Genomic DNA, 17,945 nt, shown 5'->3' on the forward strand with positions numbered 1-17,945 from the left:
TCGCCATCGGCGAGGGGCCCTCTTTCTTGTTCGGGGTGCGAGCGTGATCAGCTCTGCGCGAGGCTGCCGCTCGGAAGCAGCGCGGGGGCCGCGATGTCCTGCAGGTTCAGCTTGGTGAAGTCGTAGGACTTGGCGGCGTGGTAGGCGTCGAGGACGCCCTGGTCGATGACGACGCCGTTGGCCTGTGCATGGGCGATCAGCGCGTCGACGCCACCGACGACGGCCTGGACCTCCGCCGGGAGCGCGGGGGTGGCCGGGGCAGCGGGTGCCGGGGCGGGCGCGGGAGCCGGCGCCGGGGTGGACGGAGCGGTGCGCTGCGTGGCGCCGCTGCTCAGGCCCAGCTGGGAGGAGCAGGACGGCCATGCGCCCCAGCCCTGCGCGGCGAGCACGCGCTCGGCGACGACGATCTGCTGCTCACGGGTGGCCTGGTTCGCGGTGGGGGCGAACTCGCCGCCGCCGAAGCCGTTCCACGTGGAGGCCGAGAACTGCAGGCCGCCGTGGTAGCCGTTGCCGGTGTTGATGCCCCAGTTGCCGCCGGCCTCGCACTGCGCCAGGCGGTCCCAGTCGGAATCGGGGGCCGCGTTGGCGGTGCCTGCGAAGGCAACGCCGCCCACGCCCATGATGGCGCCGGTGACGGCGACCTTGGCGACGGTGCGGCCGGTGGTAGTCGGCTTGCGATGGCGTCCGCTCATGTCGGTCGGTTCCTCTCCACACGCGCCTGCGAGGTCAGCTGTCGGGTTCGGGCTGAGAGGTCGCCCGGCCTCGCCGCTCATGGCTGGAGCGGGTCTGGCTTCACCCCCAGGGAGATTGCTCTCCCGATGCCTGCGGGGCGTCCCTGGCGGGACTTGCTTCCCCGGAGGACCTTGGGTCCCCCGTCCCCGTCCATGGATGGTTCGTGGGTGCGTCCGGATCCACTGGACGGGGTTTGGCGCGGTGGGTCCGGATGTGGCCGAGGTGCCGGCCGGGAATGACCGTACGACGATCGGGCGTGGAACGTCACTAGTTGATAACGCGGCGCGTCTTGTGTTGTTCGAGAGCCGAATTCGATCGGGGCGACGTCGCCCCAGCTAGCCGCCCTGTGCGACTTTCGGTCACGGGTCGACATCGGCCCGTTATCGGCGCGTTATGTGAGAGAGATCACATTCGTACAAACCGCCCTGTCTCACTTTTCGGGACGGTCAGGGGGTGGTCCACTGCGCCTGATTGCGGCTGCCGACATCCACGATCTCCTTGCCGAGCGGCATCAGCGTGACCGGGATGATCTTGAGGTTCGCGATAGCGAGCGGGATGCCGATGATGGTGATCGCCATCGCGATCGCCGACACGATGTGGCCGATGGCGAGCCAGATGCCGGCCAGGAGCAGCCAGATGATGTTGCCGATCAGCGATCCCACGCCCGCGGTGGGCTTGTCGACGACGGTCTTGCCGAACGGCCACAGCGCGTAGAGGCCGATGCGGAAGGAGGCTATGCCGAACGGGATGGTGATGATCAGGATGCACATCACCACGCCCGCGATGAAGTATCCGAGTGCGAGCCACAGGCCACCGAAGATCAGCCAGATGATGTTCAGCAGAATCCGCATGATCGCTCCTTTTGTCAGCGGCTCCGGCGGCCGGATCGCAGAGCGTATGCGATGGCGAGGACGAAACCGAGCGGGCACGCCAGGGTGAGGAGATAGAGGACCAGACCGGGATCGCCCTCGGACAGTGAGTGTACGAAGAAGATGGCGACGATCGCCGCGATTCCGATCAGGAAGCTGACGACTGCCGCGTAGAACAGTCCCTTGCCGGGCTGGTTGGAAGCGCCGGTGTCGTTGCGGTTCGATTCATTCGTCACAGGACAACGGTAGGCCACCGGACTCGGCGTGGTTCACGGCAGTTCTGAGCAGGGATCGGTCCAATATTTCCAAATTGGACGCTTGGTCGGTATCGCTCCTCTAGGCTCCGCGCCATGACCGCTATCACCGCCGTGGCCAGGGGGCTCTCCTTGCCGGGCAAGATCCTGGGCGCAGTGCTGCTCGCCCTCTTCCTCGCGGCCGCAGCCGTGATTGCCGTCCCCGGCCTGGCGCGCGCCGACACGCCCGCGTCGACCGTCCAGTACTCGTCCGACGGCGGCGCCACGTGGGGTGGGCCGGAGAAGATTGACTGGAACGAGGGCGAGCTCGTCCCCGGTCAGACGTTGAAGACCACCTTCAAGGTGCGCAACGCGTCCGGTGGGGAGGGCTTCGTCGGCTTCGCGGTGGGCGAGTACACGCTGACGCAGGGGATGATCGCGACCGCGCGCGTGGACATCGACGGCAAGGCCGGAACCCCGGTGACGCTCTCCGAGGCTCGTACGGTGGCACCCGGCACGTCGGTCGGGTCCGTGCACCTCGCGGCCGACGGCGTCGCGACGATCGACCTCGTCGTGGGCATGCCGGCCGACGCCAACAACGGCACCCAGAACGGTCATGTCAACCCGATGTGGGCCGTGGGCTTCACGCCGGGTGCAGTGCCCGAAACCGGTTGCACCGCTACCGGTTCGCTCGGTTCTCTCGGTTGCATGTTCGGCTCGCTCGGCACGGGAAGCCTCGCTTCCTGATCGCGTTGCCCCCTGACCCACGAACGGGCGGTTATCGGGCTCGGCTCTCGGCCGATGCTTCGATAACCGCCCGTTCGTCGTTGTGTGGCAGAAGCAACGCGGCGCCGGCAGTTCTCGGTAGAGAACATCCGGCGCCGCGGCGGCGTGCGACTCAGTTGCGCACGAGTCCGTTCCCCGTGCAACGTCGTGCGCCCAACAATTCGGTGCACGATCGGAGGGAGAACGGGGTGAGGCCACCGGTCGGGAGGGGGGACCGCCGGTGACCCCAGGTCTGTTGGGGCGTCAGGAAAGCGTCTGCTCGAGGCGTACGCGGAAGTCGGCGAAGTTCGCCGAGCCGGACTGTCCCACAAGGCCTGAGGTCTGCGGATCGAACGTGAACTTCGCGGCCACGTCCACGATCGCGTTGTTCTGGGCGGGGGAGACGACGATTCCGGCGGGTCCGCCCGGGACGACGTTGCCGCCGATGGTGGCAGTCACCTGAGGCTGGAGCTGACCTTTGAGTTGGCCGCCCCCAGTGAAGCTGATGTTGTCGACGGTGAGCCGAGCCGTCAGATCGCTTCCCGTGAGGGTGATTCGGTAGCTGCCCTTGTACGTGAGGACGTCGCCCGGGACGATGCGGAACGTCGAGATGTCGATCGGCCCATTCTTGTCGCTCCACGTCGGCGCCGTCACCTCGGTGAGCGCGAGGGATCCGGAACTGTTTCCGCCGCCTCCGATGGTCGTCGGTGGGGCCGTCGTGGTGGGCGCGGTCGGCGTGGTGGTACTACCGCCTGCGCTGCCGCTGCCGAGGCTGCCGAAGTCGCAGGCGGTCAGCGTCAGCGTCGAGCCGAGCGCTGCCGCGGCGAGTGCGACCTTGAAGCCCTTGGTCTGTGTCTTCATCGGACTGTCTTCCATTCCCCTCGCGCGAGATCCCTCGGCCCCGACGGTGATTGGGCTGCACCCGCGTGAACGCGGTTGCAGCGTGGCGTTATTCAACCAGTGCCGCGATGTCGGCCGGCACATCGCTGGACGACGGGTCGACAGCGGTCTTGGTCCAGCTTCCGCCGGTGGCCTTGTAGATCTGGCCGCCATCCACAATCCACAGGGCGTCTGTGGATGAATCCCATTCGTACCGGGCTGATGATGATGCCGGAATCCGCTTCAGTTCTTCGTTCTTCGCGTCTTCGACCACAATCGCGGTCTCTGCCGTCGCGGACGATGACTGCAGAGTTGCGGTGTAGCCGCTGGGGGACGTCTGGGTGACGCCGAGCGGTGTGTCGGCCTCAGTGGTGGTGATGGTGGTGGTCGTCGTTGTCGTCGACGTAGCAGTGGGTGAGGTTGTAGTGCTCGGCGTTGTCGAGGTCGTTGTGGGTGTGGTGCTGGTGCTGGACTGCGACGGTGCAGTCGTTGTGGTGGCGGCGGACGTCGACGTGCTGCCGGTCGACGGGGTCGAGGCTATGGTTGTCGGCGCCGTGGTTGTGGTGGTCTCACTAGGTGCTGCCACTCGCGCATTCAGTGAATCCGGATCGAGGGTGAGGCTCGCCCCACTGATGCTCTGCCTATCGCCGTTGCACGTGCCTTCGTAGAAGATTCCACGGCGCTTGATTTCCTGCCCGCGCCAATCGAGCGACTTCTCGCCGGTTACGCGATTAACTGTGTAAATGCGAGTGGTGAAGTATCGGGTGCTGCCGCTGTATTCGGTTTCAGACGAGCCCACGCTGACTGTGACGTTAGTACCTGCGGCTGCGGAAGCTCCGGGATCTCGGGTGGTTTCCCAAACCGGATTGCCGGTGTTGTTGAGATAGACACCGATGTAGTAGGTGAAGCCGTATCCGACGTGTGGCCAGTTCATGACACACCACTGGGTGCCGCCTGCGCCGGCGTTGGATGCACTCATCGATGAGATGGCAGGCAGTACCTTTGCCGCCGATGACAGGGCGCCACTTTGCGCCTTGGCAGTACCTGTGAAGGCAGCTGATGTTCCGGCGGCCTGGGCGAGACCCAAAGCTGTCAGTACTGCGGCCGTGAGGGCCAACAACGATCGGGCGGACGGGACCGAAAAACGCTGCGTGGGAGAAATGGGTTCGACCTTCGACTCGATGACGGGCACGGATTCGGTGGTTGCAGATTCTCCGACAGTGGAGCCTGTGCAGGACCCCTGATCGTCGTTGCTGTCGTCGTCCCGCCTCTTGGGCGGACGGATGACGATCATCAGCAGGACGCCGGCGAACGCGCCGCCCAGGAAGATAGCGATGGGGCTGGATAGCCAAGCGGCGACGTACCCGAGGCCACCGACGCTCGCAAAGACTCGGTCGGCCTCCGTGATCGAGTAGGGCTCGATGTCCGGATCCTTGTTGGCGTCGCCCTTGAGCGTCACCACCACGGTGTCGCCGGTCGGTGGTTGGATCTCATAGACGCGGTGCGTGATCCTGGTTCCCTGCGCGTTCTCGACACTGATGACGTCGCCGACCTTCAAATCGATGGCGGGCACGTTGCGGGACAGTGCAAGCGAACCTGTGGTTATCTCCGGTGACATCGAACCGGATCGAAAGATGAGCGGCTTGATTCCGAACAACATCGCCGCGACAGTCGCGACGATGCAGACCAAACCAGCGATCGCACCGATAGTTAAGGCGCTTTCACGCCACACCCGTCCGGGCGTTGCGGTAGTTATCTTGTGATCGGACATCGCTACCTCATGCCGTGGTTGCTGCGAAGGCGAACGAGACGTTCAGCGTCTTGTTTTGCATGGCCATTGAGACCGCCGGATCGAGAGTGACGCGCAGACAGAGCATCTCGACTCCTGTCGATGCCGCAAGCTCGCGACCAGTCGTGATGATCGGCGTGGAGGCGGTGGTTGACAGCCCCAATGGGCCGGCGATCGCCGTGGTGCACGTGGATTCCAGTACGGTCACTTTCATCAACGGCGCCAGACCGGAATCACCCGCTGCAGTCGCAGACATCGTGTACTTGAACACCGTGGCGCCCTTGTTCTGGACGGGCAGTGTCGCCTGGGCGAACTCGCCGGGCATCATGCCGCTCTTCGTCAGGTTGGTGAAGGCATACGCGGTGGGGTTGCCGGGATTGTCGTTCAGTTGGAGATCGACGGTGGCGGTGCTGAACATCCCGGAGGTGGCGGTGGCGGTATCGCTCCACGCGGCCAGAGTTCCAACCGACCCGAGGCCGAGCACGATGCCGAGAGAGAGGGCGGCTCGCACCCGGCCGCCACCAAGTGCCTTGCGCATTCGTGCGCCCACGGTGGGGGTCGAGTTCGAGATCTCGTCGCGAGACATGAAGAGGCCCTTCTTACTTCGTTGCGGTAGACGCATCGGCGTCGACCACAGGGATGACGGCGGTGACGGCATCGTTGTCACCGGCCGCTGCGGCTGCCGCCGGTGCGCGTCGCTTGTCGCGGCTCGAACTGACGAACATGGACACCGAATAGATCAGGAGGCCGCCCACAACGACCACGAGTAGTACTGAGCGTTGCTTACCGGTGATGAAGTTGTTGATGTACCCGATGTACGGCACGGAATACCAAACCTTGCCGCGTACCTGTTCGGGCACAACGGGTCTCTCGTCGGGCACCGGGTTCGCGTCGCCCTGCGTGGTGAACCGCAACTCACCCTTCGCTGAGTACTGCACCGAAACAATGCGGTGAGTGACGACGTCGGTCTTGCCGGACTCCCATTGGTAGGTGATCGCGTCACCGACCGCTAGAGAACCAGCGTTCGTTGGCTTGACCACGACCAGCGTGCCTGGCGGATAGGTCGGCTCCATCGAACCGGTTAGCACCGTGAACGGCGTCGAGCCCGTGATCCGGGGAATGACAATCGTGAGGGCCAGGATCCCGACCATCGCGATGAGCAGCAGCCAGGACACGACCGACTTGACCCACCACCAGATAGTGGTCGGCTGATCGTCGGGTTCAGCTGTTGTGCTCACGTCAGACTTGGCTCGCGTCGAACTTGAATTGGGTCGTCGAACTCACGCCCGGACCGGCTCCTGCGGCGACCGTGCCGCGCAGGCACAGCACCTCGGTGGCGTTCGGCGGTACCGTCTGCCACGCCGCGATGCTCGCGCCGTTCATGTTGCCGGAATACAGCGACGTGCCTGCAGGCGTTCCGGTTGCGGCGCACGCTGCCTCGTTCGCGACTCGCCACACGTCCAGCGTCAGTGGAAGTGTGGTGTTCGATTGAGTGACTCCAGAAAGTCGATACTTCATCGGCACGTTGCCAGAGTTCTTGACCGTCAACGGAGTCTGCGAGAAGCCACCCTCGACCAACCCGGCCTTGCCGAAATTGCTGAGGGTGTACGCGGAACTGGTTGTGCCGCCGGCACCGACGCCGATGTCCAAGGTTCCGGCGGTGATGGTTCCGCCGGCGAGATTCTCGGTGTCACTCCACAGGGCGCCGGTCTGTTGGGTCGAGAAGAAGATCAGCCCAACGACCGGCACCGCTGCGAGTGCCCACCAACGGTGGTTCTTGGACAAGGCTCTACTGCTGCTGGAGCTTCAGCTGGACGCCGTTGAGCGCAGCGGTGGCGCCCTGGGAGGTGATCCCGTCGGTGTCGGCGTCGAACGTGACCGTGGTCTCGACGGTCGCGGAACGTGCACCTGCCTGCGAGGAGATGACGCCGGTGGTGGAGTTGACGCCCGACGCAGTCACGGTCGGCGTGCCCCAGGTCAGGCCCTCGAACGTACCCGCGGTGCCCGGGACGAGTGTCAGCTTCGCGTTGAGATTGGTGCCCTCAGCGATGAACTGCGTAGTCGCCTTGTAGACGAGCATGTCGCCGGGAACAATCTTGAAGGTCGACAGGTCGATCTCATTGCCAGCAGCGGCGGTGCCCTTGTACCAGGTGCCGCTCGTGCTGCCGTCGACGAACTGGAGCTTGCCCGCGGTGATGGTTCCACCGGTGAGGTTCTCGCTGTCGCTCCACGCGGCAAACGTGCCGGCACCACCGGCAAGGAGCAGAGCCGCTGCGCCGGCGGCGATTGCGCCCTTGGTCTTCTTGTTCATGGCGGGTGTTCTCGTTTCTTCTGGCCCCGCTTGCGGGGTCGTTGCAAGAGTGGTGCGTCGGCACGAGACACCTCGACCAGTCAAAACTTTGTTTCACGCGAGCATCTGGTCAGCGCTGTCCGGCGCAGTAAAGCTGGTGGAAACGTGTCGCAGCCCCGAGCTGCGCCGGATAATTTGTAGCACTTTCGTGACCTGATTGAACGCGAAACTGGTCAATCGTCCAATAGGAAGTTTGTCCCGGATCGATTCAGTCGCGGAACCGCACCGAAACAAGATCGAAAACGTGCACGTCAGTGCCCCTTGAACGCCTCCGCCAGCCACCACGCGCCGCCGTCGGAACTCACCTTCGCGTCGACCAACAACGGCCGAATCCGCGGGCCCGCCACCCACTCCCGGACCGCGTCCAGATCGCGCACCGACCGTACCGTGACGGCCTCGGCGCCGTAACCGCGGGCAATCGCAGCGATGTCGGTGTCGGGGAAGGTGACCGCGGAGTGGTCGGTGCCGGGTGCATCGAAGTGGTGGACCTCCGCGCCGTAGGCGCTGTCGTTGTAGACCACCAGCACCATCGGCAGCCCCAACCGGACGACGGTCTCCAGCTCGGAGATCCCCATGAGGAATCCGCCGTCGCCCAGCGCGGCGACCGGTAGCCGGCCCGGCTGTGCCAGCGCGGTTCCGATCGCGGTGGCCAGGCCCAGCCCGATGGATTGGAACGCCTGCGTGAAGCAGAAGCCGAACTCGTCCGGCACCGACAGGTACGCGCTCGGGTAGCCCATGAAGTTGCCGGAGTCCACCGACACCGTCCGCTCGCGCGGCAGGATCGCGTCCAGCTCCCGCGACAGCGGCCGAGGGTCGATCGCCCGGTCGGTCGACAGGTCGTCGACGGCGACGTCGTTCCAACGCCCCTGCGCGGCAATGCGAGTCCGGACCTCGTCGGTGCGGTAACCGACCCGCGCCGTCGCGTCCACCGCGTCGAGCGCGGCGACCGCAGTTTCGCGGCAGTCGCCGAGCACGCCCAGGTCGATCGGACGGTTCGCGCCCAGCGCCGAGTCGTCGACGTCCACCTGCACCACCGTGGCGTCGGCGCCGATCAGCGAACCGTGCCGCGTCGTCCACATGTTCAGAGCACAGCCCCAGCCGACGATCAGGTCGGCGCTGGAGATCAGCTCCGCGGTGAGCGGGGACGAGAAGCCGCCGGAGATGCCCAGCGAGAACGGATTTCCCTCGAACAAGCCGTTGGCCACCGCGGACGTCGCGACCAGTGCGCCGGTCCGCTGCGCCAGCGCGGCGAGTTGCGGTCCCGCGTCCCGCGCGCCACGCCCGGCGACGAACACCGGCCGCTCGGCCCGGTCGAGCAGCGCCACCAGCGACGCCTGGGCACTCGCGTCCGGGCGCACCCGCTGCGCCGGCGGCAGCAGCGGCATCGCCCACGAGTCCGGGACCGCCTGCTCTTGGACGTCCAGCGGCAGGCTCAGCACCACCGTGCGGCGCTCGCCGACCGCGGTGCGGTACGCGCGGACGGTGTCGGCCACCGCCGACGCCGCCGAATGCACCCGCTCGGCCACCGCGCCGACGCTGCGCGCCAACGCATCCTGGTCGATCCGGAAGTTCGAGCGCACCGCCGCGCCCGCGGTGTCGGCGGTCAGCACGATCAGCGGGGTGCGGCTCTTGGCCGCCTCCGCGATGCCCGTCACCGCGTTGGTCAGCCCGCACCCCTGGTGGGTGGACACGACCGCCGGCAGGTGCGACATGCGCGAGTAGGCGTCGGCCATCGTCGCGGCCCCGCCCTCGTGCCGGGCCGCGACGAACGGCACCCCCGCCGCGATCAGGGCGTTGGTGACCGCGAAGTTGCCGCTGCCCACCACGCCGAACGCGTGACCCACACCGAGGTCGGCGAGCGTGCGGCCCACCACCTGCGCGACGGTGGTACTCATGGGCGCTCGACCAGAGCGAACACGCGGGCCGGGCTGCCGGTCCCGCCGACGATCGGCAGCGGCGACGCCACCAGCACCGCCCCGAGGGTCGGCAGCTTGTTGACATTGCGCAGCTGCGTCAGGCCGTACTTGTCGTGGCCCAGCAGGTAGTAGTGCGCCGGGAACATCGGGTCGAAACCGCCCGCGATGCCCGCGTCGATGCCGACCGTCTCCACGCCGAGACCGGTGATGGGGCTCGACTCGGCCAGCCACTTGGCCGCGGCCACCGAGATGCCGGGGGTGTGCGGGCCGTCGGCGTCGGCGTTCGCGAAGCGCACCGGATCCGAGCCCCGCTCGGCCCACCCGGTGCGCAGGATCAGCCACGCGCCGTCCGGCAGCGGGCCGTTCTCGGCCTCCCACTTCTCGATGTGCTCGACCTCGAGCACGAAGTCGGGATTGCGCTCCACCTCGGCGGTCACGTCGATCACCGCGACCGGTCCGATCAGCCGGGTCGGCGGGATCTGGTCGACGCTCGCGCCGTCGCGGCCGGTGATCCAGTGCGTCGGCGCATCCAGGTGGGTGCCGGTGTGCTCGCCGGTGTGCAGGTTGTTCCACGCCCACATCGGGCCGTCGTCGTCGAAGTTGCTGACCGTCTCGAGCTGCGCCGGGATGGTGTTCGCGAACGGTTCCGGCAGGTGCAGCACCGGGGTGTCCGTGCTCAGCGGGGCGGTGAGGTCGAGCACCTCGATGCTCTTGGAGCTGATCTTGGTGAGCAGGTCGGTCAGCGTCGTCACGGTGTGGTCCTCCTGTCGTCGGGATGGTCCAGCACCGGATCGCTGACCATTGCGATCAGTATCGGGCACGGACCGACCGACCGCCTGGTCCGGAGGCCTGCGCCGGTGGGAATCGAGGATGCCGGGCACCGGCCCTGACGGGTACACTCGGGCATTCACGCGTCCCGCACTCCACGTGGGGCGCGTTGTTTTGCATTATCCACGCGCGCGCTCAATGGGGAGTGCGGCAGGCAGATGAGCAGGTGAACACGGTGCCTACCGGCAAGGTGAAGTGGTACGACGTCGAGAAGGGGTTCGGCTTCCTGTCCCAGGAAGAGGGGGAGGACGTGTACGTCCGCGCGGCCGCGCTGCCCGACGGTGTCGAGGGCCTCAAGGCCGGCCAGCGCGTCGAGTTCGGCATGGCTGCAGGCCGCCGTGGACCGCAGGCACTGAGCGTCAAGGTGCTCGACCCGGCGCCGTCGGTTCGCCAGGGCGGTGCCCGCCGCGAGGCCGCCGTGACCCGCAAGCACTCGCCCGACGAGCTGCACGGCATGGTCGAGGACATGATCACGCTGCTCGAGGCGAAGATCCAGCCGGACCTGCGCAAGGGCAAGTACCCGGACCGCAAGACCGCCCAGCGGATCTCCGAGGTGGTGCGCGCCGTCGCACGCGAACTCGACAGCTGAGTCGCCGACCGCACGAACGACGAAAGGGAGCCCTCCGGTGATCACCGGAGGGCTCCCTGCGTTCGTGGGGTCGCTGGTTACGACGCCGGTGCGACCACGCCGCCGCCCGGCAGCGGCATCGTCTGGAGCGCCCAGATCGGGGCCAGGCCGCCCTTGGCCGGCAGCTGGATGATCGCGCTGATCAGCTGCTCGCCCTTGTTGCCGGGGACCGTCACCGCGTAGGCCTCGCCGGGCTTGTAGTCGCGGTAGCCCTCGAAGATCTCGCCGGTCTTCGGGTTGCCGATCTGGACGTTGAGGCGCCAGTCCGAGTCGGCGACCTCCTTCGGCAGCGACAGCTGCAGCGGGTAGCCCTCCGGCACGTGGAGTTCGACGATCTCGAGCCCCTCGCATTGCAGCGACGGATCGCAGAAGCCGGGATGGGCGGAGACGGACTCCTGGTGCGCGTACGCGGTGATGGTCGGCAACTTCTCCCCGGACTCACCGACCAGGTAGGCGACGACCCCGGCGAGACCGGCCGCGACGACCACCACAACCGCTGCGATCAGCGCAAGAATCTGTTTCGTCCGGGCTTGCATCATCGATTCCGTTTCTCGTTCGGTGGATCAGTCGGCACGGGGGCTGTGGCCGACGGTGGTCTCGGGGTTCACGTGCTCGGGACGCTTGCCACCCAGACCGGGGAGCAGGGTGCCCCCGCGGTACGTCAGGATCGTCTGAACCAGCCCGATCGTAAGCACCACCGACACCACAGTGAAACCGATCCACAAGTCGGTGGGGAGCAGAACGCCCAGGGCGCCGCCGATGACCCAGCTGAGCTGCAGGACGGTCTCGGAGCGGCCGAAACCGGACGCGATGGACTCCTCGGGCAGGTCCTGCTGCAGCGAGGCGTCCAGCGACACCTTCGCCAGCGCGCTCGCCCCGGACGCCACCAGCGCCGCCAGCGCCGCCGCCAGCAGGTTACCGGTGATCGCGACGAGGATCGCCACGACCGTCACCGCGATGGTGCATCGCAGCACCATCACCGCCGGGCGACCCAGCTCGAGGCGGGCGCCGGCCGCGTTGCCGGCGAAGTTGCCGATGCCCGCGGCGGCGCCGACCAGACCGAGGGTCGCCGCCTGCATCAGCGCCTCGTGCTCGGTGTTGGATTTCGCGACGAACGCGATGTACAGCGTCAGGAAGCCGGTCAGGACTCGGATGGTGCCGTTGCCCCACAGCCCGGTGACCACCGCGCGCCCCAGCGGTTGGCGCTTGGTTGCGTCACCGCCGGCGCTGCGGCCCTTGCCGCTGACGTCGATCAGTTCGGTGGGGGAGTCGTCGCCGTGGAAGGTCAGCGTCGCCGGGACCTCGCCCTCGGTGACCTCGACCCACGCCGGGATCCGCATGCTCAGGTAGGCGCCCAGCGCGGTGATCACCCCGGCGAGCCACAGCGCGCCGACCGATCCGGTCACGAGCGCCAGCGCGCCGGCCAGCGCACCGGCCCCGATCGTGCCGCCGATCAGGCCGAACACCGTCAGCCGCGAATTGACCCGGACCAGGTCGATCTCGGGTGGCAGCACCCGTGGTGTCACGGCGCTCTTGAGCACCGAGAACGATTTACTGAGCACCATCATGCCCAGCGCGCACGGGTACAGCGCCCAGCTGTCGAAGTTGAAGACCAGCACGATCGCGATCACCGTCCGCAGCGCGAACGACGACGCCAGCGCGATCCGGCGGCCCCGCTGCAGCCGGTCCAGGGCCGGCCCGATCAGGGGCGCGATCACCGCGAACGGCGCGATCGTGATGAGCAGGTACAGCGCGACCTTCGTCTTGTCCTCGCCGGTCGCCGCCGAGAAGAACAGCGTGTTGGCGAGTGCGACGGCGATCGTCGCGTCGGTCGCGAAGTTCGCCATCACCGCGTACGTCAGCGCGGTCAGCCCGGACTTGTCGGCGCCGTCGGCGGTCGCGGCCCGGCGGAAGGTGGCGATGCCCTTGTTCGTCAGTTCCCGACTGCGCATCGCCGCGACCCGTGTGACGGTCAGCTTGCGGGGCATCGGCCGCGGCTTCGGCGCACCTGTGTCGGTGTCGCGGGTGCCGTCGTCCGCGCCGAGGCTCTGCTCGGGCATGGGCCGCGTCGGCTGGGGTTCGGACTGCGGCGGGGGTCCCGGCTGCGACCGCGGTGCGGACGGTGGCGCGGACTGCGGCGGCGCCGACTGCGGCGGTGGCGCGGACTGCGGCGGCGTGATCCGTTCGGTGCGTGCCGACCGGTCCACCGGGTGCAGCGGGGGCAGCGGGGATCGTCGCCCGGCGACGCGCCGGGTCGGCGGGTAGTTGTCGTAGCCGGGGTGCCGCGGAGGCGCGGGATCACGCGGTTGCTGCCCACGCCGAGTGGCGTCGTGGGGGTCGCGGGGTCCGGTCACCCCTCAATTCTGTCCTAGTCGTCGGACAATGCACGACACGGGCGGTCCGTTCCTGCTCGCCCCGACGTGTCGGACGCAGGTGAGGAGCGCTCAGGAGACGAAGCGGACCTCGAACATCCGCGGCCACAGCTTCCCGGTGACGAGGAACCGGTCGGTGCCGGGGATCTGCGCGATTCCGTTGAGGACGTCGATGCCGGCGCGCTCGTCCGCGGGCAGCGCGTCCTTCAGGTTGTCGGCGTCGATTCGGCCCACCACGACACCCGTCGCCGGGTCGATCTTCACGATCCGATCGGTGGTCCACACGTTGGCGTACACGAAACCGTCGCTGCTGCACTCGAGTTCGTTGAGCCGGTCGAGCGGTCGGCCGTCGAGCGTGACGTCGACCGAGCCGGTCGCGTCGAACGTCACCGGATCCCGGAAGGTCAGGGTGTCCGAGCCGTTGCTCATCACCAACCGATCGGGCTGCGTGCACAGGCCCCAGCCCTGGCCGTCGTACGAGACCTGCCGCTGCTGGGCGAGGGTGTTGCGGTCGCGGGCGATCGCGACCCCGTCCTTCCACGTGATCTGCCACACGGTGTCACCGGCGACGGTAATGCCCTCGCCGAACATCGGCCGTGCCAGATCGACGTGCGCCAGTTCGGCGCCGGAGTCGAGTGCGGTGGCCCGCACCCACGAGTGGCCGACCCGGCCGGTGCTCTCGAAGAGGGTGCCGTCGGAGATCTCGAGGCCCTGGGTGAACGCGCCGGTGTCGTGCGGCAGCTCGCGGACGATCTCCGGATGCAGCTCGGCGGCGATCACCGCGCCCTCCGGCGGCGTGGCGGAGCTGTTCGTGGAGCAGCCCGCGACCAGCGCGGCGGCGAGTAGGAACACTCCGATTGCGGTGGGTTGCGGGGTGTGACGCCGATTCACGGGACAAGCATGACAGCCCACACGAGCGCACACGGGAGCGAGTGCGGCAAGATGGGCAACGTGAGTGTTTCGTCGTCTCCAGAGAGCGCCGTCGTGCGCCCGGTCCTCGCTCGAGCCGTCGAACGCGCCCGAGAGGCGCTCGTCGAGCTCAATGAGGGTGGCGTGGGTAAACACCTGGGCGTCACCGCGGAGGACGACTGCTCCGCGACGCACCGGTTCGCCGCCGACCTACCCGGCTACCACGGCTGGCAGTGGGCCGTCGTCGTGGCGGCCGCCCCCGACTCCGATCACGTGACGGTCAGCGAGCTCGCGTTGCTGCCGGGCCCGGACGCGCTCGTCGCGCCCGAGTGGCTGCCGTGGGATCAGCGCATCCGGCCCGGGGACCTCTCGCCGGGCGATCTGCTCGCCCCCGCGCCGAACGACCCGCGACTGGTGCCGGGATACGTCGCGACCGGTGACCCCGAGATCGACGAGGTCGCCTTCGAGGTCGGCCTGGGACGCAAGCAGGTCATGAGCCGCGAGGGTCGGCAGGACTGCGCCGGGCGCTGGCACGACGGCGAGTACGGGCCCGACTCCGACATGGCCAAGGCCGCGCCGTCGACGTGCGCGCTGTGCGGCTTCTACCTTCCGCTCGCCGGATCGCTGCACGCCGAGTTCGGCGTATGCGGCAACGAGATGGCCGCCGACGGGCACGTGGTGACCGCAACCTACGGGTGCGGCGCGCACTCCGACACGACGCTGCCGACCGGTGCGGGCACGCCGCGCTACGACGCCTACGACGACGCCGCGGTCGAGGTCGTCGAGCGGCCCGAGTCCCACAGGACCCCGGCAGCCCCCGTCGAGACCCCGGAGACCCCGGCAGCCACCGCCGAGACGCCGAAGACCCCCGAGGCCCCCGCCGACCCCGAGCCCCCGTTGGACCAGGAATCGGACAGCTGACGGATCCCTTCGACACCGCCGCGCTCCGCGAGGGGACGCTCCTCGCGTGGCGCAGCTCGCCCACGCGCCTGCGGGAGGACGCCGCCGCCGAGGCGGACCTGGTTCGGGCCGGCTACCGAGACCGGCTCCTGACCGAACTGGCCCAGAACGCGGCCGACGCCGCCGCGAGGGCCGGGGTGCCGGGCGCGCTGCGGGTGCACCTGCACGGCAACGTGCTGCACGTCGCGAACACCGGCGCCCCGCTCGACCGCGACGGGGTGCACGCGCTCACCGCGCTGCGGGCATCCGGAAAGTCCACCGGGGTGGGCAGATTCGGTGTGGGTTTCACGGCCGTGCTGGCCGTGAGCGACGACGTCGAACTGCGCTCCACCACCGGTTCGCTGCTGTTCTCGGCCGACCATACCCGCGCCGAGATCGAGTCGGCGGGGCTCGAGGTGCCGGCCGTCGGCGCGCCGGCGCTGCGGCTGGCGTGGGCCACCGACGAACGACCCAGTGCGGGGTTCGACACCGAGGTGGTGCTGCGCCTGCGCCCCGACCTGCACGGCCCCGGCGTCGCCGCACTGCTGGCCCGGTTCGCCGCCGAGGCCGTCGACCTGCTGCTGGAACTGCCCGCGCTCGAGTCCATCGAGATCGACGGGACGGTGCTGCGCCGCACCGCGCGTGACCTCGGCGACGGGCTGGTCGAGCTCACCGTCGGCCACACCACGTGGTGGCAGTACGAGACCGGGTCGGTGCGCTGGCTGGTGCCCGTGGTGGACGGGCGGGTGCTGCCGGTGACCGGTGACGTGCTGCGGGCGCCCACCCGCTCCGACGAGGAACTGTCGCTCCCGGCGCTGCTGATCGCGGACGTGCCGATGCAGCCGGACCGCCGGCGCATCCTGCCCGGGGCGTCGCTCGCCGACATCGTTCGCGGCTACGCGGGGTTCGTCGCGTCCCTGCCGCGCGACCAGCGTCTCGATCTGGTGCCGCTGCCCGGTTTCGCGCGCGGCGAGGTGGACGCGGCGCTGCGCGAGGCACTGGTGCAGGAACTGCGCACCCAGCCGTGGGTGCCCGCCGCCGACCCCGACGCCGACGACCTCGTCCCGACCCGGGCCACCGTCGTCTCGGAGCTCACCGGGGAACTGGCCGACGCCCTCGCCGACGTCGTACCCGGCCTGGTGGATCCGCAGCTATCGGGGCCGCGGTTCGCGTCGGCGCTCGCGGCCGTGGACGTGCACCGGATCGGGTTGGCGCGCATCGCCGAACTGCTCGGCGGACACGAACGCGAACCGTCGTGGTGGCACACGCTGTACGGCGCGCTCGAGCCGCTGGTCGTCGACGCGTTGACCGTCGAAGAGCTTGCCGCCGTTCCTGTTCCGCTCGCCGACGGTCGCACGGTCACCGGTCCGCGGACCACCGTCACCGGCACCGACCTGGGGCACACGCTCGACGGCGCCACCGCAGCCTTGGACTGGGTGCGGCTGGTCCATCCCGACGCCGCGCATCCGCTGCTGAACCGGCTCGGCGCCGAGCGTGCGACGGCCGGCGACCTGCTGACCGATCCGGCACTACGGGCGCGGATCGAGGACATCGACTACGACGACCCCACCGCGGCAACCGAATTGGTGTCCGTCGTGCTCGCACTGGTCGGCCTGGCCACGCCCGACGCGCGGCCCGCGTGGCTCGGGGAGCTGCCGCTGCCCGACGCCGACGGCGACCTGGTGCCCGCCGACGAGCTGCTGCTGCCGGGTGCACCGCTCGCCGACGTCCTGGTGGAGGACTCGCCGTTCGGCACCGTCGACCCCGCCCTCGTCGACCGCGTGGGGGAGGAGCCGCTGCGTGCGCTCGGTGTCGGCTGGGGTTTCGCACTGCTGCGCGCCGAGCTGCCCACCGGCCCCGAACACGACCTCGACGACGAGCACACCTGGTGGGACACCCTCGCCGACGACCCGGAGACCCTGATCGCGGTCCGCGACCTGGACCTGGTCGATCCCGCGCGCTGGCCACGGGCGCTGACCTTGCTGGCGGACGACCCCGACACCGCCGCCGCGCTGTCCGACCGTGACGGCTACACCGCGTGGTGGCTGCGTCGGCACGCCGAGGTCGACGGCCGCCCGCTGGGTCTGCTGCGTGCCCCCGACGACGACACTTTCGCGGGGCTGCTCGACGTGCTCGATCACCCGGCGGCGCCCGCGCTCGCCCCCGCCCTGGCCCCGGCGTCGGTCGACGACACCGAGCTGGCCGCCGTCCTGCTGGACCGGCTGGCCGATCCCGAGCGCACCGCGACCCCCGACGTCGTCACCCGCACGCACCGGTTGCTCGCCGCGGCCGCCGCCCGCGGTGTCCTCGACCTCGACGAACTCGGACTGCCCGCCCGCGTCCGCAGCCTCGCCGGCACCGTCACGGAACCCGACGTCGCGCTGGTCCTCGACCGGCCACACCTCGGCGCGGTCGTCCCGTCCGAGCGGATCGTGCTCGGCGCGTTCGACACCGCGTCCGCGCTCGCCGACCTGCTCGACCTGCCGCTCGCGTCCGCCGCGATCCATGCCGAGGTCCTCGGCGACGGCGACGTCAGCGCATGGGACCGGGAACCCGATGCGGTGCTCGCGTGCGCGGCGCTCGGTCTGCCGCTGCCGAACGGTCCGGTCGTCGTGCACGACGACCTCGTCGTCCGACTCACCGGCGCCGGTGAAGGGGACGTCGCGGTCCCGTGGTGGGTGGACGACGCGGGACGCACGCACTTCCGGCGGTGGCGGGTCGGGGGAGACGCGTGAC

18 protein-coding genes and 1 riboswitch are annotated in these 17,945 nt (G+C 68.9%); of the genes, 4 read left to right on the forward strand and 14 right to left on the reverse strand.

The features are described from left to right. Positions 1 to 47: 47 nt before the first annotated feature. From ACQ5DX_RS02415 to ACQ5DX_RS02425, 3 genes are all read right to left on the reverse strand, one after another. Entirely contained in the window at positions 48 to 692 is a 645-nt protein-coding gene (locus tag ACQ5DX_RS02415) for a transglycosylase family protein (protein WP_430331099.1), read from the reverse strand. A 7-nt stretch (positions 693 to 699) separates the two neighbouring features. Beyond that, positions 700 to 851, reverse strand: a riboswitch (cyclic di-AMP (ydaO/yuaA leader). Between the two features lie 327 nt (positions 852 to 1,178). Then, complete coding sequence (locus ACQ5DX_RS02420) at positions 1,179 to 1,583, reverse strand: YccF domain-containing protein (RefSeq protein ID WP_430331100.1); 405 nt, start codon at positions 1,581 to 1,583, stop codon at positions 1,179 to 1,181. A gap of 14 nt (positions 1,584 to 1,597) precedes the next feature. Continuing rightward, positions 1,598 to 1,837, reverse strand: coding sequence for a hypothetical protein (locus ACQ5DX_RS02425; protein ID WP_430331101.1), 240 nt, complete (start codon positions 1,835 to 1,837; stop codon positions 1,598 to 1,600). A 114-nt stretch (positions 1,838 to 1,951) separates the two neighbouring features. On the opposite strand from ACQ5DX_RS02425, the gene ACQ5DX_RS02430 reads away from it, so the two are divergent. After that, entirely contained in the window at positions 1,952 to 2,581 is a 630-nt protein-coding gene (locus ACQ5DX_RS02430; protein WP_430331102.1) for a hypothetical protein, read from the forward strand. A gap of 282 nt (positions 2,582 to 2,863) precedes the next feature. Here ACQ5DX_RS02430 and ACQ5DX_RS02435 read toward each other — a convergent pair whose 3' ends face one another. The 8 genes from ACQ5DX_RS02435 to ACQ5DX_RS02470 form a co-directional block, all read right to left on the reverse strand. After that, positions 2,864 to 3,460: an alternate-type signal peptide domain-containing protein gene (locus ACQ5DX_RS02435; protein ID WP_430331103.1), complete on the reverse strand. Its 597-nt coding sequence runs from the start codon at positions 3,458 to 3,460 to the stop codon at positions 2,864 to 2,866. A gap of 88 nt (positions 3,461 to 3,548) precedes the next feature. Further along, positions 3,549 to 5,249, reverse strand: coding sequence for a signal peptidase I (locus tag ACQ5DX_RS02440; protein WP_430331104.1), 1,701 nt, complete (start codon positions 5,247 to 5,249; stop codon positions 3,549 to 3,551). 7 nt (positions 5,250 to 5,256) lie between these two features. Next, positions 5,257 to 5,853: a SipW-dependent-type signal peptide-containing protein gene (locus ACQ5DX_RS02445; protein WP_430331105.1), complete on the reverse strand. Its 597-nt coding sequence runs from the start codon at positions 5,851 to 5,853 to the stop codon at positions 5,257 to 5,259. 13 nt (positions 5,854 to 5,866) lie between these two features. Further along, on the reverse strand, positions 5,867 to 6,505 hold the full coding sequence (locus tag ACQ5DX_RS02450; protein WP_430331106.1) for a signal peptidase I: 639 nt from the start codon (positions 6,503 to 6,505) through the stop codon (positions 5,867 to 5,869). A 1-nt stretch (position 6,506) separates the two neighbouring features. Continuing rightward, on the reverse strand, positions 6,507 to 7,052 hold the full coding sequence (locus ACQ5DX_RS02455; RefSeq protein ID WP_430331107.1) for a hypothetical protein: 546 nt from the start codon (positions 7,050 to 7,052) through the stop codon (positions 6,507 to 6,509). A gap of 4 nt (positions 7,053 to 7,056) precedes the next feature. Next, positions 7,057 to 7,578 carry an alternate-type signal peptide domain-containing protein gene (locus ACQ5DX_RS02460; RefSeq protein WP_430331108.1) on the reverse strand — a complete coding sequence of 174 codons (522 nt, stop codon included), beginning with the start codon at positions 7,576 to 7,578 and terminating at the stop codon, positions 7,057 to 7,059. 290 nt (positions 7,579 to 7,868) lie between these two features. Further along, positions 7,869 to 9,512: a thiamine pyrophosphate-binding protein gene (locus tag ACQ5DX_RS02465; protein ID WP_430331109.1), complete on the reverse strand. Its 1,644-nt coding sequence runs from the start codon at positions 9,510 to 9,512 to the stop codon at positions 7,869 to 7,871. Continuing rightward, positions 9,509 to 10,285 (reverse strand): cyclase family protein, encoded by a 777-nt coding sequence (locus ACQ5DX_RS02470; protein ID WP_430331110.1) that lies wholly within the window; start codon positions 10,283 to 10,285, stop codon positions 9,509 to 9,511. The genes ACQ5DX_RS02465 and ACQ5DX_RS02470 overlap by 4 nt, the downstream gene beginning before the upstream one ends. Before the next feature lie 251 nt (positions 10,286 to 10,536). Here ACQ5DX_RS02470 and ACQ5DX_RS02475 point away from each other — a divergent pair, with 251 nt between their 5' ends. Next, on the forward strand, positions 10,537 to 10,950 hold the full coding sequence (locus ACQ5DX_RS02475) for a cold-shock protein (protein ID WP_430331111.1): 414 nt from the start codon (positions 10,537 to 10,539) through the stop codon (positions 10,948 to 10,950). A 77-nt stretch (positions 10,951 to 11,027) separates the two neighbouring features. Here ACQ5DX_RS02475 and ACQ5DX_RS02480 read toward each other — a convergent pair whose 3' ends face one another. From ACQ5DX_RS02480 to ACQ5DX_RS02490, 3 genes are all read right to left on the reverse strand, one after another. Next, a complete protein-coding gene (locus tag ACQ5DX_RS02480) occupies positions 11,028 to 11,528 on the reverse strand; it encodes a DUF2771 family protein (protein ID WP_430331112.1) in 501 nt (166 codons plus the stop codon). Between the two features lie 24 nt (positions 11,529 to 11,552). After that, positions 11,553 to 13,343, reverse strand: a complete 1,791-nt coding sequence (locus tag ACQ5DX_RS02485) for an MFS transporter (protein WP_430331113.1) — start codon at positions 13,341 to 13,343, stop codon at positions 11,553 to 11,555. Between the two features lie 90 nt (positions 13,344 to 13,433). Next, positions 13,434 to 14,252: a glutaminyl-peptide cyclotransferase gene (locus ACQ5DX_RS02490; RefSeq protein WP_430331114.1), complete on the reverse strand. Its 819-nt coding sequence runs from the start codon at positions 14,250 to 14,252 to the stop codon at positions 13,434 to 13,436. A gap of 51 nt (positions 14,253 to 14,303) precedes the next feature. Between ACQ5DX_RS02490 and ACQ5DX_RS02495 the strand changes: the two genes are divergently transcribed. Then, entirely contained in the window at positions 14,304 to 15,191 is an 888-nt protein-coding gene (locus ACQ5DX_RS02495) for a DUF3027 domain-containing protein (protein WP_430335522.1), read from the forward strand. Further along, complete coding sequence (locus ACQ5DX_RS02500; RefSeq protein ID WP_430335523.1) at positions 15,188 to 17,944, forward strand: sacsin N-terminal ATP-binding-like domain-containing protein; 2,757 nt, start codon at positions 15,188 to 15,190, stop codon at positions 17,942 to 17,944. Before ACQ5DX_RS02495 ends, ACQ5DX_RS02500 begins: the two co-directional genes overlap by 4 nt. The last annotated feature ends 1 nt before the right edge of the window (position 17,945 follow it).

The organism is Rhodococcus sp. ACT016 (genome assembly GCF_050477185.1).
GTDB lineage: Bacteria > Actinomycetota > Actinomycetes > Mycobacteriales > Mycobacteriaceae > Prescottella.

Excerpts from the sequence above, each read along its gene's own strand:
- ACQ5DX_RS02415 (WP_430331099.1), bottom strand. The coding sequence starts at position 692 with ATGAGCGGACGCCATCGCAAGCCGACTACCACCGGCCGCACCGTCGCC.
- ACQ5DX_RS02420 (WP_430331100.1), bottom strand. The coding sequence starts at position 1,583 with ATGCGGATTCTGCTGAACATCATCTGGCTGATCTTCGGTGGCCTGTGG.
- ACQ5DX_RS02430 (WP_430331102.1), top strand. The coding sequence starts at position 1,952 with ATGACCGCTATCACCGCCGTGGCCAGGGGGCTCTCCTTGCCGGGCAAG.
- ACQ5DX_RS02435 (WP_430331103.1), bottom strand. The coding sequence starts at position 3,460 with ATGAAGACACAGACCAAGGGCTTCAAGGTCGCACTCGCCGCGGCAGCG.
- ACQ5DX_RS02440 (WP_430331104.1), bottom strand. The coding sequence starts at position 5,249 with ATGTCCGATCACAAGATAACTACCGCAACGCCCGGACGGGTGTGGCGT.
- ACQ5DX_RS02445 (WP_430331105.1), bottom strand. The coding sequence starts at position 5,853 with ATGTCTCGCGACGAGATCTCGAACTCGACCCCCACCGTGGGCGCACGA.
- ACQ5DX_RS02460 (WP_430331108.1), bottom strand. The coding sequence starts at position 7,578 with ATGAACAAGAAGACCAAGGGCGCAATCGCCGCCGGCGCAGCGGCTCTG.
- ACQ5DX_RS02465 (WP_430331109.1), bottom strand. The coding sequence starts at position 9,512 with ATGAGTACCACCGTCGCGCAGGTGGTGGGCCGCACGCTCGCCGACCTC.
- ACQ5DX_RS02480 (WP_430331112.1), bottom strand. The coding sequence starts at position 11,528 with ATGATGCAAGCCCGGACGAAACAGATTCTTGCGCTGATCGCAGCGGTT.
- ACQ5DX_RS02495 (WP_430335522.1), top strand. The coding sequence starts at position 14,304 with ATGGGCAACGTGAGTGTTTCGTCGTCTCCAGAGAGCGCCGTCGTGCGC.